General features: G+C 74.0%; 17 protein-coding genes. 7 read left to right on the top strand and 10 right to left on the bottom strand.

Going from position 1 to position 23,966, the window contains the following annotated elements; genetic code table 11:
• The first annotated feature begins 310 nt into the window (after window positions 1–310).
• Window positions 311–1,636 (top strand): hypothetical protein, encoded by a 1,326-nt coding sequence (locus BBK14_RS32115; RefSeq protein WP_071066891.1) that lies wholly within the window; start codon window positions 311–313, stop codon window positions 1,634–1,636.
• Between the two features lie 10 nt (window positions 1,637–1,646).
• On the opposite strand, the gene BBK14_RS32110 is transcribed toward BBK14_RS32115, so the two are convergent.
• The 5 genes from BBK14_RS32110 to BBK14_RS32090 form a co-directional block, all read right to left on the bottom strand.
• Complete coding sequence (locus BBK14_RS32110; RefSeq protein ID WP_071066890.1) at window positions 1,647–3,203, bottom strand: CoA transferase; 1,557 nt, start codon at window positions 3,201–3,203, stop codon at window positions 1,647–1,649.
• Window positions 3,181–3,870 (bottom strand): AIM24 family protein, encoded by a 690-nt coding sequence (locus tag BBK14_RS32105; protein ID WP_071066924.1) that lies wholly within the window; start codon window positions 3,868–3,870, stop codon window positions 3,181–3,183. Before BBK14_RS32105 ends, BBK14_RS32110 begins: the two co-directional genes overlap by 23 nt.
• A gap of 73 nt (window positions 3,871–3,943) precedes the next feature.
• Window positions 3,944–4,735 (bottom strand): class I SAM-dependent methyltransferase, encoded by a 792-nt coding sequence (locus tag BBK14_RS32100; RefSeq protein WP_241832020.1) that lies wholly within the window; start codon window positions 4,733–4,735, stop codon window positions 3,944–3,946.
• Window positions 4,736–4,762: 27 nt separating this feature from the next.
• Complete coding sequence (locus BBK14_RS32095; protein WP_071066889.1) at window positions 4,763–5,209, bottom strand: NUDIX domain-containing protein; 447 nt, start codon at window positions 5,207–5,209, stop codon at window positions 4,763–4,765.
• Between the two features lie 42 nt (window positions 5,210–5,251).
• Window positions 5,252–6,259: a TerB family tellurite resistance protein gene (locus tag BBK14_RS32090; RefSeq protein ID WP_071066888.1), complete on the bottom strand. Its 1,008-nt coding sequence runs from the start codon at window positions 6,257–6,259 to the stop codon at window positions 5,252–5,254.
• 342 nt (window positions 6,260–6,601) lie between these two features.
• Here BBK14_RS32090 and BBK14_RS32085 point away from each other — a divergent pair, with 342 nt between their 5' ends.
• The gene (locus BBK14_RS32085; protein WP_071066887.1) at window positions 6,602–6,958 is read left to right on the top strand and encodes a hypothetical protein; all 357 of its coding nucleotides are present in this window, start codon (window positions 6,602–6,604) and stop codon (window positions 6,956–6,958) included.
• Between the two features lie 101 nt (window positions 6,959–7,059).
• Here BBK14_RS32085 and BBK14_RS32080 read toward each other — a convergent pair whose 3' ends face one another.
• Window positions 7,060–7,962: a proline dehydrogenase family protein gene (locus BBK14_RS32080; RefSeq protein ID WP_241832019.1), complete on the bottom strand. Its 903-nt coding sequence runs from the start codon at window positions 7,960–7,962 to the stop codon at window positions 7,060–7,062.
• Between the two features lie 237 nt (window positions 7,963–8,199).
• Between BBK14_RS32080 and BBK14_RS32075 the strand changes: the two genes are divergently transcribed.
• Window positions 8,200–10,110 carry a DUF7800 domain-containing protein gene (locus tag BBK14_RS32075; RefSeq protein ID WP_071066885.1) on the top strand — a complete coding sequence of 637 codons (1,911 nt, stop codon included), beginning with the start codon at window positions 8,200–8,202 and terminating at the stop codon, window positions 10,108–10,110.
• Between the two features lie 1,846 nt (window positions 10,111–11,956).
• Here BBK14_RS32075 and BBK14_RS32070 read toward each other — a convergent pair.
• Together BBK14_RS32070 and BBK14_RS32065 are read right to left on the bottom strand one after the other, a co-directional pair.
• Window positions 11,957–13,294, bottom strand: a complete 1,338-nt coding sequence (locus tag BBK14_RS32070; protein WP_071066884.1) for an ATP-dependent 6-phosphofructokinase — start codon at window positions 13,292–13,294, stop codon at window positions 11,957–11,959.
• A gap of 467 nt (window positions 13,295–13,761) precedes the next feature.
• Window positions 13,762–14,940 carry a phosphotransferase enzyme family protein gene (locus BBK14_RS32065; RefSeq protein ID WP_420849207.1) on the bottom strand — a complete coding sequence of 393 codons (1,179 nt, stop codon included), beginning with the start codon at window positions 14,938–14,940 and terminating at the stop codon, window positions 13,762–13,764.
• Window positions 14,941–15,394: 454 nt separating this feature from the next.
• Here BBK14_RS32065 and BBK14_RS32060 point away from each other — a divergent pair, with 454 nt between their 5' ends.
• Window positions 15,395–15,754: a DUF6011 domain-containing protein gene (locus tag BBK14_RS32060; RefSeq protein WP_071066883.1), complete on the top strand. Its 360-nt coding sequence runs from the start codon at window positions 15,395–15,397 to the stop codon at window positions 15,752–15,754.
• A 97-nt stretch (window positions 15,755–15,851) separates the two neighbouring features.
• Here the strand turns inward: BBK14_RS32060 and BBK14_RS32055 are convergent, their stop codons facing one another.
• Window positions 15,852–17,027, bottom strand: a complete 1,176-nt coding sequence (locus BBK14_RS32055; RefSeq protein WP_241832018.1) for a cobalt-precorrin-5B (C(1))-methyltransferase — start codon at window positions 17,025–17,027, stop codon at window positions 15,852–15,854.
• A gap of 8 nt (window positions 17,028–17,035) precedes the next feature.
• A complete protein-coding gene (locus BBK14_RS32050; RefSeq protein WP_071066882.1) occupies window positions 17,036–17,662 on the bottom strand; it encodes a precorrin-8X methylmutase in 627 nt (208 codons plus the stop codon).
• Between the two features lie 200 nt (window positions 17,663–17,862).
• Here BBK14_RS32050 and BBK14_RS32045 point away from each other — a divergent pair, with 200 nt between their 5' ends.
• The 3 genes from BBK14_RS32045 to BBK14_RS32035 all read left to right on the top strand — a co-directional run bounded on the left by BBK14_RS32045 (window position 17,863) and on the right by BBK14_RS32035 (window position 23,936).
• Entirely contained in the window at window positions 17,863–23,064 is a 5,202-nt protein-coding gene (locus BBK14_RS32045) for an AAA domain-containing protein (protein WP_071066881.1), read from the top strand.
• On the top strand, window positions 23,061–23,543 hold the full coding sequence (locus BBK14_RS32040; RefSeq protein WP_241832017.1) for a hypothetical protein: 483 nt from the start codon (window positions 23,061–23,063) through the stop codon (window positions 23,541–23,543). Before BBK14_RS32045 ends, BBK14_RS32040 begins: the two co-directional genes overlap by 4 nt.
• 174 nt (window positions 23,544–23,717) lie before the next feature.
• A complete protein-coding gene (locus tag BBK14_RS32035) occupies window positions 23,718–23,936 on the top strand; it encodes a hypothetical protein (protein ID WP_071066880.1) in 219 nt (72 codons plus the stop codon).
• Window positions 23,937–23,966 lie beyond the last annotated feature (30 nt).

Below are 23,966 nucleotides of genomic sequence, written 5' to 3'. Positions count from 1 at the left end.
TCTCTTGTCACGGAGTCTGGATCAGGTCACGGAGTCTGGATCAGCTCGGAGCACCGGCCGGACGCCGTGGCGTCACGCCCGTGTCCGGCCATCGTGCGACCGCCGGGCACGACCGTCGGCGCGGCCAACGATAGGCCGATCGACAGCGGGGCGGGGCGCGGGGCGTCCACCCGCGTGCTCCCGTCCGCGGGTGCGCCACGAACCACCAGCCACCCGGACCAGCCCCGACGACGAGGCGTAGCCGTCGTGCGACGCTGAGGCTGGATCGGTCCCCACCGGAACATCGTCAAGACAGCATGGAGTGCCATCGATGCGACGTGCCGTGGACGCGGACGCGGCGCTGTTCGTGGGCTGCGCGCTGACCAACGCCCTCGGCATGACCGGGCTGGTCCGCACCTTCGGCTATCCCGGCATGCTGAACGACCCGGCCGCGGCGACGCTGGCCGCGCTGGGCTCGCGGACCTGGACCCTCACACTGTTCACCCTGCTCACGGCGGCATCCGCGGTGCTGCTCGTGCCGCTGACGACGCGAATCGTCCGCCTCGGGGCCGGCCCGGGCCCGGGCCGGCCGGCCGCGAACCCGAACCGGGCCGCCTGGGTGCTGCTCCTCACGGGCCTCGCCGCCGCGACCGCCATGATCTTCGAGTGGTCCTTCTGGCTCATCGGGGTGCCGCTACTCACCCGCAATCCGCCAGGACCCGGGCCGATCTCCCCCGGTGTGACCACCTTCGACGCGTTGCGCGTCACTCTTGGTGTCCTGTGCGGCGAGACGATCGGCCCGCTGCTGCTGGCCGCCTGGACCGTCCTGGTCGCGTCCCGTTTCGTCGCGTCCGTCTTCGATGACTGGTGGCCGCTCGCGCCCGCCCGTCCTGACCGTCCTGACCGCCCCGGACGCAGCCCGCTCGGAGGCCGGCTCGTCGGGCGCGGGCTGGTCGAACGCGGTCGCCGCGTTGTCGCCGCGGCGGCGGACTGGCTGCGGTTGGAGGTCCTGCGCTGGGCGCGGCCCGTCCTCATCGGGAGCGGCCTCGCCTGCGCCGCGCTGCTGTTCGCGGCCGCCGTCTCGGCGGCGGGCCTGCTCCCCACGCCCCACCTGCCCGTTCTCGCTCGCCTGCTGTGGAGCCTGTGGCTGGCCGGGATCGGGGCCCTGGTCTGGATCTCGCGGGCCCGGGGAGCGGGCCCCCGGCACGGGGCGGGGGGCCACGGCGTCGTCCTCGGGCTCCCGTGGCGGGCGGGCGGGCCCCGGGCGGCCGCCCGGCCGCGCCCGTTCCAGCGCACGCCCTTCCGGTATACGGCCTACCGCGCCGCCGCGCGGAGCAGGGCGCTCCCCCGGCACCGGCCAGGTCAGCTCGACGCCGGTCCGGTGAAACTGCGGGCCGAAGTAGGCGGACTGGTCGGAACGGACGGGAACGACGCCGTCACCGAGGCCGGCGACGAGGCGGTCGTGGACGCGGGTCCCCACGCCCGCGTCGCTCATGCCACGGCCGATGCCCACGCCGACGCCAATGCCGGCCCCGGCCCCGGCCCCGGCCCCGACGACGACGGGACGGATCCGCCGACCGAGATCGTCTCCGGGCTCCGGGAGGTCCACGCGGCAGGCGACGACGAGCCCGCGGATTCCGGGTCCGCTGAGGGCTGACCTCGTCCGCTCAGCCGGGCAGGCGGGGGCGGCGCGGCGCGAGCACCCGGCCCTGGGCGCCGGACTGGCGCACCGTCCAGCCGAGCTCGTCGGAGCCGGTGACCGACCAGGGCCCTTCCCCCCACCGACGCCCCGGATCGCTCAGCCCTCGGCCGCGGACCCGCGGGGCGGCGACGAAGGCCGCGACGTCGCGCATGGCGACGTCCAGCAGGGCCCCCCGCCCGGCCGCCCGGCACAGCGCGACCGCCAACGCGCCGAAGAGGCCGGTCAGCGGGTCGGCGATCGCGTCACCGCAGAACACCGGGACGGAGCCGCCGGGAGCCGTCCGGTCCCAGCCGACGAGTCCGCCGGCGACGGCGGCGTCGTCACCGAAGGCGACCGGGCCGGGCCCGTGCCCGCCGGCGCCGGCCGCCCGCCCGTACCCGGTGATGCTCAGCCAGACCCGACCGGAACGGGCCCGCACCCACCGGTCGGCGTCCAGACCGAGCTGCGCGAGCGCGCGTGGCCGGGAGCCCTCGATCACGACGTCGGCCCGCTCGACGAGCCGGTGCAGCGCCGCCCGCCCTCGCGGGTCGGTGAAGTCGAACCGCTCCTCGTCCTGGCCCGCGTGCAGCCACCGGTAGAAGTCCGGGTCACCGAGCCGTGCCCCGTCCGGGCGGTGCACGCTCTCGACCTTCACAACCCGCAGGCCCATCCGCCCCAGCAGGCGGGCCGCCAGCGGACCAGCCCACAGCGACGAGAGGTCGACGACAAGGGGACAGCCGGCCCCGTTCCCAACCGCTGCCGGTCCGGCGGCCTCCCCCTGCCGGCCCGGCACCTCGCTCTGGACGGCGATGCCCTGGACGGCGATCCGGACCGGTGGCCGGGGCTCGGCCGGCTCGGCGGATGGGAGCGACGCCACGGGTAGCCCAAGCAGCCAGGCACGATCGACCAGGTCGGCGCGGTCATGGGCGGGCAGCAGGGCGGTCAGCGCCGCCCATGTCGTCTCAAGTGGGTCACGGTGGCCACCCGCGGGTGCGGTGACCTCCGCGGGATCCACGCCGAGCAGCGCCGGGAGCATCTCCACGTCGTCCCGCCGGGCGAGGTTCACCGCGACCCAGCCGTCGGCGGCCCGCAGCAGCCGGCAGCCGCCGTTGGCGGAGATCGTCCCGCCACGGCGCAGGCCGAGCAGCGCGGCCCGGCCCACGAGCAGCTCGGGGACGTCAACCTCGACCGCCGCGCCCAGCTGCGCGGACGCGGCGCGGAGCAGCGCGGCGGCCGCCCGGGCCCGCCCCAGCACCGGGGCGTCCGGCACGACCGGGACCGCCGCGGGCCGGCCGGTGAGCCACATGAGCCCGGACCCGGCCCAGTCGAGCGCGGGCCTGGCCGCGGGCGCCGCCGTCGGTCGGGCCTCGAACGGCGCGGCCTCGAAGGGCAGGTATTCGAGCGGGAGGGATTCAAGCGGCAGGCCCGCCGCGAGCAGCGCCTGTCGCAGTTCGACTTCCAGCTCGGCCTCGGCCTCGATCTCGGCGTCGGCGTCGATCTCGGCGTCGGCGGGGCCGAGGTCAGCTGCTCGGTTCCGCGCCACGGGCCGGGATCTCACCACACTGGACCACCACGAAGCCACCGCGCCCGCTGTACTCGATCTGGGCGAGCTCGCCGGAGGTGCGCCCGATCAGATTGCCCACCTTGAAGCTGGAGATCACCCGGGTGCGGACGCCGGCCGTCCAGGCGACTGCCGCGTCGCGATCGACGCACACCGGCTCGTCCGTCGGGAGGACGAGCGGGCTGCCCAGGCACAGCACGCCGACACCGCCCGTTCCGGAGACCTCGGTGTTGAACACGCCGCCCGCGATCATCGCACCGATCCCGCCGGACGTCGTAGTGATCTTGTAACGGACGCCGGACTCCAGGGCGAGCAGGCTGCGGCCGTTGACCGTGATCCGGTCGTTGTCCAGGTGGAAGATCGAGATGTGGCTGCCGGACTCCGCGAACCAGACGGTGCCGCGGCCCTTGACCCGCATCAGGTCCTGGCCCTCGCCGGTGACCGCGCGCCGGAGATAGCCGCCGACGCCCTGCCCCTTGTAGGCGAAGTCGACCTTGCCGCGGTAGGCCACCATGGACCCCTGCTTCGCGTACATCTCGCCGCCGTCGAGGCGGACCCGGAGCATCCGGTCGCCCTCCTCGAGCGCGAACGGCGGACCGCCGGAACTTCCCGCCGCATGCTGCCCAAGTGGTTGATTCACAGGCACCATTGAACGCCGGACGGCGATCCCCGTCACCACCGATCGACAAGGCCGGGCCGGCCGATCCGCCTCCGGGGCCGGGTCAGTCCCGGCGGTGCACGCTCACGGCGTAGCCGTCCTCGGGACGGTCGGGCGCGCCGTCCCAGGTCGCGAAGCGGCGCTCGAGGGTGAGGCCCGCGCCCGCGCACCAGCGGTCGTACTCGGCGAGGCCGAAGGGCGCCTCGGGCAGCGGCAGGTGCGCGCCGTCAAGGCCGAACCCGGCGACAAGAAGGCCACCCGGGCGCAGGACACCCGCGAGGACCCGCAGCACGTGCGCCTCCGTGCCCTCCGCGAGCAGCGGGATCACGTTGCCCGCCGCCACGACCAGGTCGAACGGGCCAGCCCGGCCCGCCGGCGCCGTGGCGCCCTGGTCGGCGAGCGCGGCGGGCAGGTTCGCGAGATCGCCGAGAATCCAGGTCACCTCGCCGGACACCGCCTTCGCCCGCGCGAGCATCGACGGGTCGACATCGACACCGGTGCACGAACAGCCCAGCTCGGCGAGCCGGATGGCGACCCGCCCGGTGCCGCAGCCGGCGTCGAGGATCCGCGCACCGGCGGGGACGAGCGCGGCGCAGAAGCTCGCCTCGCCGTGAATGTCCAGGCCGCTGGCCGCGAGGCTCGCGAACCGCTCGTCGTAGCGGTCCCCCACGGCGACGCTCGGCGCACCTCCGCCGCGTGTACCGGTCAGGGACGCCCAACGGCTCGGCGGCGCCTCCCCCGCCGGGCCGCCCGAACCAGCCCGGCCGGCCGCGGGGCCACCCTGCCCGAAAAGATCACCGGGGAGATCACCGGGCTGATCCGGGAAACCGCCGCGTTCGCCGGTGCCATTAACCACCAGGCGAGATTATCGGACGGCGGAGTGTCACCTCGCGGCCGGCGCCGCTCCGTGCCAGCTCGGCTCCCGGTCGGCCAGCCAGCCGTGGATGACGTCCCGCAGGCTCGCCGGGCGCAGGTCGAGGCCGGACAGGTTGCCGATCGACACCGAGGTGATGTCGACGTCGAACTCATGGCTGCCGATCTGCGACCCCCAGGGCAGATCGGCGGCGAACAGGACGTTGATCTCCTGGTGGCGGACGCCGCCCTCGACGTAGACGTTCTCGGCGCAGCCGATGAACTCCAGGTCGGCCACGTCGAGGCCGGCCTGCTCCTGGGTCTCTCGGCGCAGGGCCGCCTCGACCGTCTCTCCCGGGTTCACGTTGCCGCCCGGCAGGTAGAACCACGGCTGCCCGCGGCGGTTCGCCAGCAGCACGCGGTCCTGGGCGACGAAGAGCACCCGGGCGCTGATCTCGACGGGGGCGGGCGGGGCCATGAGTGCTCCAAACGGGGGGTCGATGCGGGGGGTGCGGGCGGGCTAGGCGATGCGACGGGCGGAGTGCATCCCGAACTCGGCGGGGTCCAGCCTGAGCACCTGCACGGCCTCGAGGACGACCGCCTGTTCGCTGGCGACGAACTCACCGTCCACCCGCCCGATGACCTCGCCCAGATGGATCACCGCCGCCGCCTCCGTGGGCCGGTTGCGGACCTTCGCGATCTCGGCGAACGCGGCGGCCCGGCCGGCCTGCGGATCGGTGACGAGGCGCCGCAGGTGCGCGTCGAAGAGGGCCTCGAGCTCGTCCGGCGGGAAGTGCGACATGACCGGGTCGCTGGCCACGAACGCGCGCAGCCCTTCGCGTTCCGCCGGGTCGACCCGGCCGTCCGCGGCCGTCACCAGCGCGCACATCGCGACCGCGGCGTCGCGGAAGGCATTGCCGCGAAGCTCCTCCCGCCGGGCGGCGAGCTGCGCCCGCAGGGACGCGACGGAAAGGCGGCGCCCGAGGCGCCCGACCTCGCCGGCGCCCGGCGCGATGCCCCGCCAGACGGGCCATTCGTCCATGGCCCACCTACGTACCGCCGCGCCCACCGGCAGCGGGCGGATCCGCGTGGTGAGGAGCAGACCGGACTCGACGAGGGCCAGGTCGTACCCCTGCCAACCGGGCGGGACCGGTACTCCGGCCGGCCACTCGGCGGCGAACAGGATCGTCAGGGTGTGGGCCTGCCCGAGGCCGGCGGCGCTACCCAGGTCTCCCCCGGCGTGCTCGGCGTGCTCGGCCGCGCCGACGAAGCGCCAGCCGGGCGGCCGCGTCGCGGACGGGCCGCCAAGGCGCCCGGCCGGCCGGCGGGCGGGGGCGGCGCCGAGGGACCCCAGGTCACCGAGGCCGGCGACGTGGCGGGCCAGCGCCTGCTCGGTGTGCTCCTCGGGCTCCACCGGACCGCCCGGCAGCACGTGCCAGGTGTCGTCCGGCGGGCGGGCGAGCAGGACGCTGCCGCCCACCCGGACGAGCAGGCGGGTCTCGAGCCGTATCGAGGCGGGCGAGGACATCGCGGTGAACCTCCCGGGGCCAGGATGAGGAGCGCGGGTGCCCGCGTGGACAGGCCGCGGGAGACATCATCCCCCAGACGGGTGGTCCGCCGGCACGGGCCGCCGCAGCCACTCGGTCACGGATGTGGTCCGACCGTCACCGAAACGGACCGAAGACGGGTCCGGGCCGGGTCGCGCCTCGGCGCATCAATTCGCCGCCGTTGGTGTAGCCCGGCGCATGTCGGGCATGCAGGGAGCACGGACGAAATCTGCCTCCCGGCCCCGCTTTCGACCCGAGAGCGGCAGTAGCCGAGCCGCCGTCCGCTCATCTCACCCTGTGCGGCCTTGGAAGGGCGGTGCGACATGCGCACGGTTATCGCTGCGGCGGTCCTCGTCGTCACGGCGGGGGTGGGTTTCGCCCTCGTCGGTGGCGCGGGCGGCGCCGCGTGGAGCTATGCCCTGGTGGTTCTGATCGCCGTCGGCGCCGCGTGGTTCGCCGCCCGCCTCGCGCCCGGCCGCCGGCTGGGAATGGGCGACGGCACCTGCCCGGAGTGCCGTGGTGAGGGGCGGGCCTTCTACGGCAGCGGCCGGACGACCTACCGCCGCCGCTGCCGGGCGTGTCGCGGCTCCGGCTCGGCCCCCGCCGACCTGCGGATCCCTGAGGCCCTGCTCCACCCGGGCACCCGGACCGACGGGGAGACCGTCCCGGTCCGGCAGTGACTCCCCGTCCGGCGGTGACGACACGAGCCGAACGACTCCGCTCTGTCCCGTGCCCGCCGGCTCCGTGTCCGTCGCCCGCTCCGGCCGGCCCGCCCGCGGACCTACCGCGGGCGGGCCGGCCGGAGCGGGCCGTACCCGACGCACACCCTGGTCCGGTAGCCCTCGGCGGCCAGCCGCCGGTGCTCGCGGCCGAGCGTGCCCGTCAGGGCCTGGAACTCGAAGCTGTCGCGGCGGCGACCGACATGCATGGCCAGCCGGGCGGTGAGCGCGATCAGCCCCGGATCGTCTGTGGCGGCCATGGGATAGCCCGGTCCGGCCATGAGGACACCCAGGGAGCTGGCGAACGCACCGCGCCGGTCGAGCCGCGCCCGGCGCGCGCCGGGCGCCGACTGCCTGGCCCGCGCGGGCCCCGGACACAGCCGGACCCGGCAGCCCGGACGGGCGAGGTCCCGGCAGTCCGCCACGGTGCGGGCCAGGCCTGTCCGCAGCACGGCACCGGTCGCCGGGACGTCCCGGCGCAGCTCCGACAGGGTCACCAGCATCGCGTCGACGGCGGCCGGTTCGGCGGCGTCCAGGGGGAAGATGTCCAGAGTGACGGTGGCGCCGACCTCGCGGGCGCGGGCGCAGATCTCGGCGGCGTTCCCGTGGGCGATCTTGGCACCGTCGCGGGGGACGGCCTGGCCGACCGCGGCGAGCCGCAGACTGATGTCGAGATCGTCGGCGATCCCGGCGCGGTCGGCGAGGTCGAGCAGGGTCAGGTAGGAGGCGGTCGTGGCGCCCGCCGCCTCGGCGTCTGTCGCGATGGGCCCGACCCGGTCGATGCTCGCCAGCACCCGGGCGTCCGCGACCTGCGCGGCCCGCGCGAGCGCGTCCACCGGACCGGCTCCCGCACGGTCGAGGCGGTCGACGAGCGCCCTGGCCGCAGGAACCCGTCCGGCCAGCTCACGGGCCCGCCCGGCGGCCGGCGGCCGCTCCGCCCGGCGCTGCGTCCCGGGGCGGATCACGGCCGGCTCCGATGCGGACGAGCGCCGGCAACCACCCACGATCGTGACTGTATGGACACAGATAGAAGCCTCACGTAACCGCCGGCCGCTGTCCAACCGAACGGCCATCCGGATTACCGCGGCCGGCGACCAGGATTCCGCCAGCGGTGATCCAGTTCGCCGCGGCCGGTCACCCACCACCGCGGCGGGCCACCCCCCGTTGGGCGCCTCCCACGGGGCACGGAGAGAGTAGGACTCATGACCAGCCTCCTCCTCGGACCCATGCACCGGTATGCCGGCGACCGCCACGTGTCCGTGTGGGTGGAGACCGACGAGCCCTGCACCGTCGAGATCCGGTCCGGGCTCGGGCCACGCGCGGCGGCGCCGACCTTCGCCGTCGCCGGGCACCACTACGCGCTGGTCGTGGTCGACGGCCTCGAGCCGGGCACGGCCTACCCGTACGAGGTCTGGCTCACTGCGGCGGGCGTGCCATCGCCCGACCAGGCGGTGTGCGTCTGGCCCGAGGAGGGCAGCCCGCCCAGCCTGCTGCGGCCGGTGGGTGGCGACCGTCCCGTCCGGCTGGTGTTCGGCTCGTGCCGGGTGACCGCGCCGCAGGAGAAGCCGTACACGCTGTCCCCCGGTGAGGACCCGCGTGGCCTGGGCACCGACGCGCTGCACGCCCTCGCCCTGCGCATGGCCGAGACCCCGCCGGACACCTGGCCCGACGCGCTGCTGCTCCTCGGCGACCAAGTCTACGCGGACCACGTGTCGCCGGCGACCGCGGCCCGCGTTCGGGCCCACCGTGACGTCACGGTGCCGCCCGGCGAGGAGATCGCGGATTTCACGGAGTACGCCTGGCTGTACCAGGAGGCCTGGTCACAGCGGGAGATCCGTTGGCTGCTCTCGACCGTCCCGACCGCGATGATCGCCGACGACCACGACGTCCGCGACGACTGGAACATCTCTGCCGCCTGGCGCGCCGAGATCCGGTCGCAATCCTGGTGGGACACCCGGATCACCAGCGGGATCATGGCGTACTGGCTGTACCAGCACCTGGGCAACCTGGATCCGCGGACGCTCGCCGACGACCCGGTGTTCACCGCGGTCACGGCGCTTGCCTCCGGCGGCGAGGACGGCGAGAACCTGCTGCGCGCCTTCGCCCGGCGGGTCGACCGGATGCCGGACCTCGGAGCACTCGCGTCCGACCAGGACCACGACACCAGCACCGCGGTCGGTGACCACGCCGGCGCCGGCCACGACACCGGTGACCTGGCCGGCAAGCGCCCCCCGACGCCGCCACGCTGGAGCTACCGGTGGGACCTCGGCCGCACCCGGCTGATCGTCATCGACTCCCGCCTCGCCCGGGTCGTCGCCCCCGACGGGACCCGCGCCATGGTGCACGACGCCGACTGGTCCTGGATCCGGGAACAGACCCGGCACACCGGCGAAGTCGATCACCTCTTGCTCGGGACGTCCGTGCCGTACCTGCTCACCCCGACGATCCACAACGTCGAGGCGGCGAGCGAGCGCCTGGCCTCCGGCCGCTTCGGACGGATCGCGGCCGCCGGAGCGGAACGGCTGCGGCAGGCGCTCGACCTCGAGCACTGGGCCGCGTTCAGCGACTCCTTCATCCGCATGACCCAGCTGCTCGGCCAGGTCTCGACCGGTGAGCACGGCCCGGCTCCCGCGAGCGTCGTGGTGCTGTCCGGGGACGTCCACCACGCATATCTGGCCAGGGCGGAACCTGCCCGCGGCCCGGTCGCGGCAAGTCGCGCACCGGCCGACCCCGCCGCCGGTACGCACCTCACCGGAAGCCACGCCACCACGACCGGCACCGCCACCACCAGCGCCACCAGCGCCGCCGGTGGCGAGTCGGCGGTATGGCAGGCGGTGTGCTCGCCGTTCCGCAACCCGCTCGGGACCGGCGTCCGCCGGATCGACGCGCTCTCCCGGCGCCGCCCGCTCGCCGCCGTCTCCAGCCGGGTCGCCCGGCTGCTCGGCATGCGGGGGCAGCCCGTTCGGTGGAAGGTCACCCACGGGCCGTGGTTCGACAGTCAGCTCGCCACGCTCCTGCTCGACGGCCGCGCCGCGACCATGACGCTGGAGAAGACCGAACCGGACGGCAAGCCGGGCGGCCTCGACGAGGTCATGCGCGCGACGCTGAGCTGAGCGACGGCGCACCAGGTCAACGAGATCACCCMATCTGGTGACGCCCACGTCGGGCAGGCCGTAGCACACAGCCGAAAAGCCGAATCCGGAGACGAGAAGATTTTCCATGTAGCGGGGCCGCGACGGCCGCGGAAAGCATGTCGAAGACGCCGACGAACGCCGCCGCCGACCTGCGGGACGATAACTGCCCCAGCGAGCCGTCTACCGATAAGTGATCGTCGCTGCCCCGATCACTCACGGGCCCGTGCCGATTGCCGTGGACAGCGCAGCCACCTGGCTGCGGCCGGCTGCCGCGCGTCAAAACCATCTGTTCACCGACTTCGACGGCCTCGTCGGCATCCTCCCGTGCATGGCCTGGACGCAGGCAACACCGGCCGTACCTGGTCGAGGACCTCGCCACCGCCATCGACCTGACTCCGGGCCATCGTGATCTCAAATCGGCATCACGAGTTGAATCTCGCCAGCTGGAACGGATCCACGCAATGAGATAAGTCCGCATGGACTACCTGGCGGTCCCGATCGCCGTTYGGCGTGTCGCGCGAGCAAGGATCTTTGTTCCTGATATTTATTTAGACACCGCACCCGCCGACAGCCAGGCCGTCAGGAAAGTCCGCACGGCACCAAGAATCTCTTTCGGCATGGCGCCCGATTTCCGGGAGGAATCAGAGGAGTCTAGGAAGGCCTCGACGGATGCTGTCGAGATACTGGATCTTGTGGGCAGTCGGCGGGCGCCGCGATCACGCCATTCTGGTCATGTGCGAACCTACCGTCCCACGTTCCTGATCCCCTGACACTTTTTGTCGTACGCCTCGAAAAACAGGCGGATTCCCCGTGCCGGTCTCCACCAAACCGGAACCACCCGCCGCGACACTTCGGCCTAACTGTCGGAGCTTTTTTAATTCGAGCACCAATGGTGCCGAGAGTTCTACCGGATCGACAGCTCGGTCGAACCAGCGCCGGAGGTCTTTGGAGTGCGCCCTGGGTGCGATGGGGAAAAGCCGACGCGGAGAGAGCGACCTTTCCTAAGGGAGGTCAAAACCCAGGATCCGTGGTGACGTTGTGGTCGCACCGGAGACTGGATCCATGCGCCACAGTACATGTTTCCCGCATGCAACGGAGATAAAATATGAGCCGTTATACCCTCAAGAAAAACATAGTCAGAGCCACCGTCATGCTGTCGACAGYCGGAGGCTTGCTCGGCACCATGATGATCAGTCAGGCGTCCGCCGCCCCGACTGAACCGATAGCCGAAAGCCTCGTACGGAGTTTTTACAATACTCCAGACCCGGACGACGCGACGAGTTCCGAATCCCCGCCTGCATTCATCGCCCTGTTCGATCGCAAAGACGACTGCAGGGACATCTTCGAGAAGTGCCCGGGACCCCCTGGGCCTCCCGGGCCTCCCGGGCCTCCCGGGCCTCCCGGACCTCCCGGACCTCCCGGACCTCCCGGACCTCCCGGACCTCCCGGACCAAGCGCCGGGGCCAGCAGCACAGTCGTCTTCGCCACCGCCGACAGGTCCGCGCTTGTGTCCTGCCCGGTAGGCACCTTTGCTCTCGGCGGCGGCGGCGTGTCGTCGAACGGAAGCGCCCTCACCGCGTCGTTCCCCTTCCCCCTCGTCGGCTCGCAGGCGACCGGCTGGGTGGCCAGCCACAGCGCCAATCAGCCGATTACCGTATACGCGATCTGCGCACCATGAGCCACCACGGGGCGTAATCTCGTTTGCCGAGATCGACGGCCCGTGCCAGCGCCGGGCGGGCGGCACCCGGTCCATCTCGTCGGGTACCGCCCGCCCGGTCGATCCCGCTGCCGGCTGGCCACTGTGCCAGGAAGCCGAATCCCCGGCTCAGCCGAAGCGGTAGGGCTGGCCGGTGGCCTCCAGGACCGACATCCACAGGTCACCGGCCGGGTCGACCTGGTTGCGCTGGCTGACGGCGAGCGCGATCGGGATGTGGATGAACCGGCGGCGCCAGCGCCCGACGACCATCTCCGTGCGCCCGGACATCGCGGCGTGGACCGCCGCGTGCGCCAGCCGGATCGTGTAGACGTTGTCGTACGGGTTCGCCGCCACGCTGCGGATGTGGTAGCTCGGGTCGATGTACTTCAGGTTGAGCTCGGCGCCGCGGGCGGCGAAATCCTCGGTGATCCGCCGGGAGAGCTCCGGGCCGATGTCGTAGAGCTTGCGGTTCCCCGAGGCGTCGGACGACTCGGGCAGGCCGGCGACCAGGTCCTGCCCGGCGCCCTCCGCCACGACGACGACGGCATGGCCCCGCTTCTCGACCCGCTGACGGATGTAGGCGAGCAGGCCCCGCTCCCCCTCCAGGGTGAAGGGCAGCTCCGGGATGAGCACGATGTCCGCGTCGCTCTTGGCCAGCACCGCGTAACAGGCGATGAAGCCGGAGTGGMGGCCCATCAGCCGGACAATGCCGACCCCGCCGGGAGCCGAGGTCGCCTCGGCGTACGCGGCGCGGATCGACTCGGCGGCCTTCGCGAACGCGGTCTGGAACCCGAAGCTCTGGTCGATGTAGGGAATGTCGTTGTCGATCGTCTTCGGGATACCGACGACCGCGATCTTCTCCCCGCGCTCGGCGACGATGCCGGCGATCGCCCGCGCACCGCGCAGCGTGCCGTCGCCGCCGATCACGAACAGGATGTTGATGTTCATCCGGGACAGGCAGTCGACGATCTCGGCCGGGTCCTGCTGGCCGCGGGAGGTGCCGAGGATCGTGCCGCCGTCCTCGTCGATGTTCGCCACCCGCTCCGGGGTGAGGTCGACGACGCTGTGCCCGTACTTGGCGATGAAACCCTGGTAGCCATGCCGGAAGCCGAAGATCCGGTTCACGCCGTAGTGGTTGGTCAGCTCGAGCACCAGCCCACGGATGACGTTGTTCAGACCGGGGCAGAGCCCCCCGCAGGTCACGATCCCCACCCGGGTCTTGGAAGGGTCGAAGTAGATCTTGCGGCGCGGCCCGGCGGGCTCGAAGCCCGGCAGCTCGTCCAGCGGCACCTTCCGCGCGGAGATCATCGAAACGGTGTCGTCGAAGAGGACCTTGTCGCCCTCGTCGATGTAGTGCTGGGTCGTCGGCCGCGCACCGAGCAGCGGGAGCAGCGGCGAGTCGATCCGGCACGGGCCGAGCCTGCGGACGTCCAGCTCGGCGCCGTCGACGGTCAGCGGCTCGTCCACGGCCCCCCGATCCCGGCACCGCTACGGTCCCCCGACGCCCGACTGGATCGGACCACGATCGCCCCAGCTCCCTTCCGTTTCTCGGACCGAGCGTACCGGTCCGGACGACTCGCCCACCGGCGCCATCGGCCGGGCAACCCGGTCATCACGCGGCGGACACCAGCCGATCGCCATCTCGCAAGGTGGATGGCGCGCAACCGACACCTCGCGGACATACCCGGGGCGACCTCCGGACAGGCCTCCCGGCCTCGCGGGACGAGGCCCGACGTCCCGCGACGTTCCTTGGCAGCGCCCGGCCACCGGCCACCGGCGCTCCTGGCCGGCCCCGGCCGGCCCAGCCACCGCCTCCCCACCACCCATTCCCGCCGCCCCGGACGCGACGCCCCTCGGCGGCCCTCGCTGGACTGCCGTGGCGGCTCAGTGACACCCGCGACTCACTCACCCGCCACGCCGCAACGGGGACGGGACTACGGACGGGAATGGTGCGGAAGGTCCGGTAGCAGGGTGCCGGTGAGGTAGCGGTGGGCGAGCTCGGCGGTGTCCCGGGCGTACACGGCGGCGTCGGGGACGGCGTCGGAGTGCGGGTGGGTGCCGAGCCAGCCGACGAGCAGCAGCCGGCGCAGCAGGACGAGTGTCGGCACGACCGCGAGGTCGTCAGGCCCGAGTGGGCGGTGGGCTCGGTAGGCCTCCAGCCAGGCCGCGACCAGCGCCGGCAGGGCGGGACTGTGCTCGATGAACGACAGCGCCGCGGCGAGGTCGTAGAGGTACCAGCCGAAGCCGCAGTCATCGAAGTCGATCACGTTGATCACCGTGCCTGACCGTGCGACCGCCGCACCGCCGGCGGCCGCACGGTCAGGGGCTCGGTGGGCGGCCGGCCGGGCCACGAGCAGGTTGGCCAGGCGCATGTCCGCGTGGATCAGCCCGAAGCGGTCCGGCCCGCGGCCATAGGCGGCGAGCCCGCGCTCCACCTCCGCCGCGGCCGGTTCGAACATCGTGATCACGTGCTCCGCCTCGCCGGGCAGCGCCGCCGCCACCCCGGCGCGCCAGCTCCCCCACCGTGCCCCCGGCCCGAGCGTCGCGTGCCAGGACCAGGCGAAACGCCTGAACCCGGCGGGCCGTGACCAGCGGGCCGCATGGTCGTGCATCCGGCCGGCGATGTCGCCGAGGAGGCCAAACGAGGAGATCAGCCCGGCGGTGTCACCGAGCTCGGGCGAGACCCCGTCGACCCACTCGAACAGCACGGCGTGCCGGATCGCATCCCCCGACCGGACGGTGGTCACCACCGATCCGAACCGGTTCGCCACCACCGGGGGCGTGGCGACCACTCCCTCGGCCCGAAGCGCCGTCACCCAGGCCAGCTCGGCGGCGATCTCGGCGGCATCGTGATACTCCGGCCGGTGCAGCCGCAGCGCCCAGCGACGGCCCCCGGCGGCGTCGTCGATCCGGTATGTCATGTTCTCGGAGATGTTGACCAGGGTCGGCACCGGGGCCGGCCCCAGGTCGTAGGCAGGCAGGACGTCGGCCAGCGCCCCGGCGAGCTCAAGCAGCACTCCGGTAACCACGCCGGTCCCGCCTCCGTGCTCACCGGCCCCGTCGCTGAGTTCACCGGGCTCGCTGGTCCCGTCGCCAGGTTCGCCGGTTCCCACCGTGCCCATCCCCCTCATCACCCATGTCCGCCAGCGGCCTGCTGTCCGCCCCGCAGTCCACTCGAGACACGCGGCCGGGCACCTCAGCCGATGCACGTTGTCGCAGCAGCGTATGGAGTGGCTGAGTCGACTCGCATCGCCGCGCCACCCGGGCGTCAGGCGCGCCCGGCCCAGGCGCCGCCCGCTCCCGGCGTCGCGGGCGATTGTCGGGGTCGGCCTCGAGCCCCGGGATTCTCGCGGCGGGCTGGATGCGGCCCGACAATCACTCATGCGGCGCAGAAGGAACTCCACCCGACCGCGCTCTCGGTTCCCCGTTTCCCCGGCCGGCCTTCTTCCAAGGAGCAGGACGCACGGCCGGCGCGGGCCAGGAAATCATGGTGGATAATTCCGGGAATTCCCGCCCGACGAGGTACCGGAAGATATCATTTGGGTACGCACTCCGAGGGGAGCCGACATGACCGTTCCCATCACTCCCGCCCCCATCCCCGTGGCCACACCCACCCTGTGCCTGCGCTGCGGCCGCGCGCTCACCAGCCCGCTCAGCGTCGCCGTGGGGCTCGGGCCCGGGTGCACGCGCCACATCCGCCTCACCGTGCCGACCCTCACCGGCTACTCCGACCAGCAGCTTGAGGATGCTCTCGAGCTGCTGGAGCTCGGCGGCCTCACCCCGCTGCGCGGTCGCCGGGTCTGGCTCACCGTCGGCCATCGCGGCGCCACCTATCGAACCGCCGTCACCGGGCACTGCACCTGCGTCGCCGGGCTGTACGGAAAGCCCTGCCATCACGCGGCCGCCGTTCACCTCGTCGCCGCATAGTCGACGGTCCAGCCGTCGGCCCGCGGCGAATTCCGCCGGAATTCGCCGCGGGCCGCAATCCGGTTCTGCGGGCGGTCAATCTGGTTTCGGCCACCGGTCAGCAGGTCCCGTCCGAATGCCCCACCACCGTTCCGGCCCGGTCGATAACGAGGACGTCGACCGTCACGGACGCCTCGCGCAGGACCTCGCAGGCGGTCCTGCGGGCGTCGGCGGCGATGAGATCACCGAGTGCTATCCCCGCGTCGTCGCAGACCCGCAGCGCTCCGAGGGCGGTGTTGGCTCCGAGGATCGCGGCCTGAAGATCCTCGCCCGCTCCGCCGGAGCGGGCGAGCGCGGCGAGGCCGGCGAGGTCGACGCGTGAGCGGCCGGAATGCAGGTCGAGGTGTCCGGCGGCGAGTTTCGCCAGTTTGCCGACCCCGCCGACGACCGTCAGCCGTGGGATCGGGTGACGCCGCAGGTACTTGAGCACGGCGCCGGCGAAGTCACCCATGTCGAGCAGGGCGTCGTCGGGGATGCCGTACCGGTCGCGGGCGACCTGCTCGGAGGTGCTGCCGGTGCACGCGGCCACATGCCGGTGGCCCGCCGCACGAGCCACGTCGATGCCACGGCGAATGCTGTCTATCCACGCAGAACAGGAATAGGGGACGACTATTCCGGTGGTGCCGAGGATCGACAGCCCCCCGAGGATTCCCAGCCGCGGGTTCCAGGTGCGCGTCGCGAGCTCCGCTCCGCCGTCCACCCCGATCGCGATCTCGACGTCGCCGCCGCCGTGTGCCGCGGCGACTTCGGCGACGGCGGCGCGCATCATCCGGCGGGGCACCGGGTTGATCGCCGGCTCCCCCACCGCCAGCGGTAGGCCCGGCCTGGTCACCGTGCCCACTCCCGCGCCGGCGCGGAACACCACGCCGGTTCCCGGCGCTCCGCGGCGGACGGACGCCGTCACGACGGCGCCGTGTGTGACGTCGGGGTCGTCCCCGGCATCCTTGATCACGGCCGCGGTGGCCGAGTCGGGCCCGAGCCACTCGCGGGCCAGCGCGAACGCGGGCCGAGCCCCGCCAGGCAGGGTGATGGTCACCGGATCGGGGAACTCGCCGGTCAGCAGGGCGGTATAGGCGGCCGTCGCCGCCGCCGTCGCGCAGGCGCCGGTGGTCCAGCCGTACCTCAGCGTGCCGCGGTCGGCGCCGGACCGCCGGCCCGACCGCTCGCCCGCGGTCCCCGGCGCGGACGCACCTCGCGGTTCCAGCACCGGGTCGGAACCCGATTCCGTCGCCACCGGTCCGGTCAGTCCGCGTCGCGGGCGAGGGCGTTCACGGCCGCCGCGGCCATCGCGCTGCCGCCGCGCCGGCCGTGCACCACGAGGTGCTCGAGCCCGCTCGGGTGGGCGGCCAGGGCCTGCTTGGACTCCGCCGCCCCGACGAAACCGACCGGCACCCCGACGACGGCGGCCGGCCGGCCGGCTCCGTCCTCGACCAGTTCGAGCAGGCGGAACAGCGCGGTCGGGGCGTTGCCGACGACGACCACCGCGCTGTCGAGGCGGCCGCGCCACAGCTCCACCGCGGCGGCGGTGCGGGTGGTTCCCGAGTGCCGGGCGAGCTCCGGGACCCGCGGGTCCGAGAGCGTGCAGATGACGGGGTTGTCCGCGGGCAGCCGGCGGCGGATCACCCCGGCGGCGACCATCGCCGTGTCGCAGAGCACCGGCGCGCCGCCGACGAGTGCGGCCCGCGCCGCGGCGGCCACCCCGGGAGAGAACGCGATGTCACGGACGAGATCGACCATCCCGCAGGAGTGGATCATGCGTACGACGACGTGGGCGAGGTCGGCGGGCAGGCCGGTCAGGTCCGCCTCGGCCCGGATCGTCGCGAACGACAGGCGGTAGATCTCGTCGGCGTCGCGCAGGTAGCCGGTCATCGGGCGGCGATCAGGCCGATCAGGCGGGCGAGCACCCGCGGAGCATATGTGGGCAGGTCGCCGTGCGCACCCGACCCGGCGGCGGCCTGCGCGACGGTTCTGTCGGTGCGGCGCCGTATCGTCGCGGTGTCCCGCCAGCCCGGCCCGTGCGGGCGGACGGGGCGCTCCGCGCCACCTGACCCACCCGCCGGAGGAGTCCGATGTCCGCCCTCGACCTGGTCAAGAGCCGTTCGCTCCGCCTGCTCGACTACCTGGCCGCGCTCGCCACCGACCTGCGCGGTGCGCCGCGCCGCCGCCTGGCCGAGTACACGCCGGTGCCGGTGCTGCCGCGTGACGTGCCGGTGCACGCGGCCGTGCGGCTCGGCCCCGGCGAGACGCGGGCGAGCTGGCTGGAGGTCGGCAAGGTCGCCGCCCCGGAGCCGCCACGGGTCCCCCGGGAGCTGTATCCCTACATCGGCGGGGTGGAGGTGCTGCCGGACGCGCCACCGGCGCTGCCGGTCGATCTGCCCGAGCGGGCGGCCGGGCGCGGTGAGGATCCCGCCGCCGTCACCCGCGCCCATGCCCGGTGGGTTCACGACTCCTGGCAGCCCTGGGCGGCGCCGGCCCGGGCGGCCCACGCCGCCCGGCAGCTCTACGAGAGGCTGTTCGACCTGCGGTTGCGGCATGCCGCCGACACCGCCGGGCTGCAGCTCGTCTGGGGCCACTCGGTGCTGAGCTGGCAGCCGGCCGCGGCCGGTGGCGAGCAGGTAATCGTCGAACACCCCCTGCTGGTGACCCCCGTGCAGGTGGAGGTCGACCAGGACACCGGCCTCATCCGGGTGTCGCCGGACGGTTCGACCGTGCTGGAGACCGATCCGGTGCGGGGGCTGGAGGCACCGGAACTCCGGTCGCTGCCCGGCCTGCGCGACCGGCTGCGCGCGGACCCGCCGGACGTGTGGGATCCGGCCGAGCTCGCCGAGATCCACGATCAGCTGGTCGCGCCGCTCGGTCTGGACGCCGCCGTCCTGCCCGGGCCGGACCTGCCGCCCCCCGGGCCGGACGCCCGTGTCGTCGACACGTGGGTGCTGTTCCTGCGGCCGCGGCCCGCCACCGGCGCGCGTTTCTACAGCGAGCTGCGCGAGGCGATGGCCGAGCTCGACTTCCTGCCCGAGGCGGTCGCCGCCGTCGTCGCGCCGGACGCGCTGGTCACCGAGGCACTCGAGGAGGCCCGCGGCGAGTTCGCCGGTGGCGGGAACCCGGATCCGATCAGCGGCGGAGCCGACGACGGCTGGGCGGCGACAGGGGCACGGCTGCTCATGCCGCTGCCGACCAACGATGACCAGGAGCGGGTGGCGACCCAGCTGGCGACGTCCCGTGGCGTCACCGTGCAGGGCCCGCCGGGCACGGGCAAGAGCCACACGATCGCCAACCTGGTGTGTCACCTGGTGGCGCACGGGCGCCGCGTGCTCGTGACCGCGCAGGACGAACAGGCGCTGGTGGTCCTGCGGGAGAAGATCCCCGCCGAGCTGCGGCACCTCTCGGTCGCCGTTCTCGGTTCCAGCCAGGCCGACATCGAGGAGCTGCGCGCCTCGGTGGTGGAGATCCAGGCCGCCGTCGCCGATGTCGACCTGCGCGCCGAGACCCGTCAGGTCGCCGGGCTCGCCGCCGAGCTGGACGCGGTGCGTTCCCGCACCCGCGCGCTGGAGCTCGAGCTGGTGGAGCTGCTGCGCGGCGAGGAGCACGAGTTCGAGCTGCCACACGGCCGGGCCCGGGCGGCGGACGTCTCCGAGTGGCTCGCGCGCAACGAGCACGAACTCGGGCTCGTCCCCGACCGGCTCGACCCGGTGGCGCCACCGCCCCTGCGGCCGGGCGAGCTGGTCGACCTGGTCGCGCTGGCCCGGCAGATCTCCCCCGAGGAGGCAGCGGCCGCGGGCCGGCCGCTGCCGGACCCGACGGCGCTGCCGGGCGCCACGCCGCTGTCCGCGCTGTTCCAGCGGTTGGACGAGCTGGGCTCCGGCGTGGCCGAGGCGGAGCGCGCCGGGCTCACCGCCATCGCGGTCGATCAGCTGGGCGAGGCTGGGCTCGCCCGGCTGCGCGCCGAGACCCTGGCCGGCGTCGCGGCGCTGCGCGCGGTCGAGGAGCCGTGGCTGGTGGCCCTGCGCGACCAGTGCGCCTCCTCGCCCCGCCTGGCCGACTTCTGGCGCGGCCAGGCGGCCGAGCTCGCGGCGGCCGTCACCGCGCTGCACGCCCTGCGCGTCCGGGTGTTCGGGCACACCGCGCAGGTGCCGGGCGGTGACCCCCGTGACCAGCTCCGGCTGCTCGGCGAGCTGCGCGAGCGCCTCGCCGGCGGGCGCGGCCTGCCCCGGTTCGGTGGGCGGGAGCTACGGGAGTTCGCCGAGCGGCTGATCGTCGACGGCTATCCGGCGAAGACGGTCGCCGACCTCGACATCGCGGCCGCGGTGATCGAGGGGCGGGTGCGGTCCGCCGCGGCGCTCACCCGCCATGCGGACATGGCCGTCCAGCTCGGCGCGCCTCCCCTGGCCGAGGGGCCCGGGGGCGGCGGTGAGGCCGGGGTGTTCGCCGCGCTGCCCGCGCTCGACGCGGTGAGCTCCGCGATGGCGGCCGCGCTCACCTGGGACTCCGGCCCCGGCCCGGCGCTGGCCGGCCGGCTGCGAGCGCTCTTCCCGGCGCTGCCCGTCCGCCCGACGTCCTCGGACCTGCTCCGTCACGCCGAACTGCTCGAGCTCGCCGGGGCACGGATAGCCCAGCGCGCGGCCGAGACCGAGCTCGCCGACCTGGCCGAGCTGCTGCGGATCGGCCGGCACACGCCCGAGGCGAGTGTGCTGTGGTCGGAGCTGACCGACGCGCTGCGGAGTCGGGATCTCGACGCCTGGGCGCGGGCGCTGGAGGAGTCGGCGCGGCTGCGTGCGTTGCGCCCGGCGGCCCACCGGCGCGCCGAGCTGGCGGAGCGGCTCGCCACCGTGGCCCCCCGCTGGGCCGGGCTCATCCTCGCCGACCTAGGCGATCCCACCACCTGCGGTGATCCGGAACAGCTCGCCGGGCTGTGGCGGTGGCGGCAGGCCGAGACCTGGCTCGACGACCTCCATTCCGGCGCCGACGTCCCGGCATTGCAGCGGCGTCTCGACGATGCCACCGAGAGCGTCCGCCGACTCGTCCTCGAGGTTGCCCGCCGCTCCGCCCGTCTCGCGCTGGCGAACAATCTCGGGCCGGAGCAGCGGCAGGCCCTCACCGGGTGGGTGCAGGCGCTGAGCCGCATCGGCAAGGGGACGGGCCGGTTCGCGGGGCGTTGGCGGGCCGAGGCGCGCGGCCACATGACCGAGGCGATGGGCGCCGTCCCAATCTGGATCATGCCGATCCACCGGGTGATGGAGAGCTTCGACCCCCGGGTGAACGACCCGTTCGACGTCGTGATCGTCGACGAGTCCAGCCAGTGCGACGTGCTCTCGCTCGGCGTGCTCAGCCTGGGCCGCAAGGCGGTCGTCGTCGGCGACGACCAGCAGACCAGCCCGTCGGCCGTCGGCATCCCCCGCGACCGGGTCTTCGCCCTGATCGAGGACCACCTGCCCGACGTCGCGCACCGCTCGCTGCTCGACGTCGAGGCGAGCCTCTACGACACCGCGACGCGGGTGTTCCCGCGCACCGTGGTGCTCAAGGAGCACTTCCGCTGCCTGCCGGAGATCATCGGCTTCTCCAACCGGTTCTACGACCACCAGATCCTGCCGCTGCGGGAGACGCCCGAGGTCACGGTCGGCCCGGCACTGCGGCCGGTCCGGGTGGCCGGCGGCGGGCGGGCACCGGGCAGGTTCGGCGACGCCAACGCGGTGGAGGCGGCCGCCGTCGTCGACCAGATCGTCGACTGCTGTGCCGACCCGGCCTACGACGGGATGACGTTCGGCGTCGTCACCCTGCTCGGCGCGGGCCAGCCCCGGCTGATCGAGCACAGCCTGGTCGAGAAGCTCGGGGAGGAGGAGTACGTCCGCCGCCGGATCCGGGTGGGCGACCCGTACCAGTTCCAGGGGGACGAGCGGGACGTCATCTTCGTGTCCGTGGTCGCCGACGACAACCGCTCGGCGGCCACCCGGCGGCGCGACATGCAGCGGGTCAACGTGGCCGCGAGCCGGGCCCGTGACCAGCTCTGGGTCTTCCACACCGTGGCCGCGGAGACGCTGCGCGACGACGACGTGCGCCGCCAGCTCATCGAGTACATGTACGCCGCCCGGGCCCCCGACGAGGTGGCGCGGCTGCAGGACCTGTGCGAGAGCGAGTTCGAGCGGGCGGTGCTGCGCGAGATCCTCGCCCGGGGGTTCCGGGTGCGCCCGCAGCATCCGGTGGGGCGCTTCCGCATCGACCTGGTGATCGAGGGCGAAAGCGCCCGGATCGCCGTCGAGTGCGACGGGGACCGCTACCACGGCCCGGAGCAGTGGGAGGCCGACCTGCGCCGCCAGCGCATTCTCGAGCGGCTCGGCTGGACCTTCTGGCGGATCAGGGGCTCGGAGTTCTACCGGCACCCCGCCCGCACCCTCGACGGGCTGTGGCAGCGTCTCGACCAGATGGGCATCCGCCCGGCACCGGCGAGCCCCACGCCGCCAGACCCAGCCGAGGAGATGCGCTGGACGCCGCTCGCCCCGACGGTCCCGACGGTCCCGACGGCGCGGATCGCGCCGGACACCCAGCCGAACGCCGGATCCCCGGACGCGCCCACCGCCCCGCTCCGGCCGGCCGGCCCCGGTACCCCGCCTGATTCAACGGGCCCGGGGGGCTCGGGCATCGCGGATCTCGGCACCCCGGGCGTCCCGCCCGGGGTGCCGTACCAGCGGCCCGAGCCGCCCGGGGAGAGCACCGCCACCGGACCAGCGCACCCGGGACCGAGCAGAACGGGGCCGCCTGTCGGGGCGGGGGACGCCGTCCCGGACGGATACCGCCATGCCGGGTGGGTCCGGCCGGAGGAGGCTGAGGCCGTGCTCACCGCCCTGGCCCTCGCCCGGGACGTACCGGTCGGGGCGACCGGGGGCCGGGCCCGCATCGTCGCGATCGACCCGTGTGATCTCCTGCTCGCCCATCCGGAGCTCGCGGCGTCGGGGTCCGGCGGTGGCGAGGTCGAGCCCCAGCCCGGAGCCGCCGTGCTGCTGCGGCCGCGGGCGGGTCCGAACGCGGGCGGGCGCCGGATCACCTGGCTCACCGAACGCGAGGCACGTGCGGTGCTGCGGGCCGCGGACCGGCGCCGCGACCAGCCGGTCGACCTGTCCGACCGTGCTCCCACCGGGCCCGGTGGGAGCACCCGGGCCGGGCTCGTGCAGTACTTCCCCGAGGAGTCGGACGTCGCCCGGCGGTACGGCTCGGTGACCAGGCTGCTGCGCGCCGAGCCCGCGGGCGGACGACCACCGCGCCCGGGCCGGCCGTGAGCGCCGGCGGCTACCCTCGGCTGATGCCGGCCCGCCGTTCCGTCCGCGCCTCGCTGCTCTGGGCGGCGTTGCTGGCGGTGCTCGGGCTGGTCGGCGCCACGCCGAACGCTCTGAGCCAGGCCGCGGCAGGGGCGGGCTGGTCAGCGGACATCGCCGCGATCGCCCCGGCGGCCGTGACAGCCGACGGGCCGGCGGCCCCGAGCACGTCAGCGTCCCCGGGCACCCTGTCGAGCGCCTCGACCGCGGCCGCGCCGATCCCCACGGATCTCGGACGTGCCTGGTTCGACGGCCGGCCGCCGATGGTCGGCCAGCAGCAGCGCTCGGACCACCAGCTCCTCGCGCTGGGCGCCGCGCTGGGTGTTCTCGCGGTGGGTGCCGCCTGGCTGGTGCCGGGCCGGGGTTCCGCCGGGCGCACCCCGTTCGAGCATCGCGGCGGCCCCGGCCCGCGCGCGCCGCCGAGGGCGCCCGCCTACGCGTGACGCGACCGACTGCCCCGAGGGGAACGGACTCCACGCCCGCTGACACCCGCGTCGCAGCATGCTGAACAGCCACGTAACCCGCTGAACAGCCACGTAGCCCACTGAACGCGTCCTGCTACGCGTCCCCGTGTCACCGGACCGTGGAGCGGCTCCTCTGGACGTTCCAGGAGCCGTATGAATCCCGAGTTCGAATGGGGCCGCCTGCTGATCGCGGTCGCCCTGCTCGCCGTCATGTTCGCCGTGCCGCTGGTCTTCGTCGTCCGGGATCACCTGGCCGACCGGCGGCGTTACGGCGAGGCGGCGCTGGCCGCGCCCGTCCGCTACGCACCGGACGGGCGCCGCTACCGCGAGGGCTACCCGCCTTCCGGGGAGGACCCGAAGCAGCGGCCCTGACGGTGCCGTCCGAACCGGGGCGGCCGGCGC

This window comes from Parafrankia soli (assembly GCF_001854695.1).
Classification (GTDB): Bacteria; Actinomycetota; Actinomycetes; order Frankiales; family Frankiaceae; genus Parafrankia; species Parafrankia soli.
This window is presented reverse-complemented; position numbering and strand designations above follow the sequence as displayed.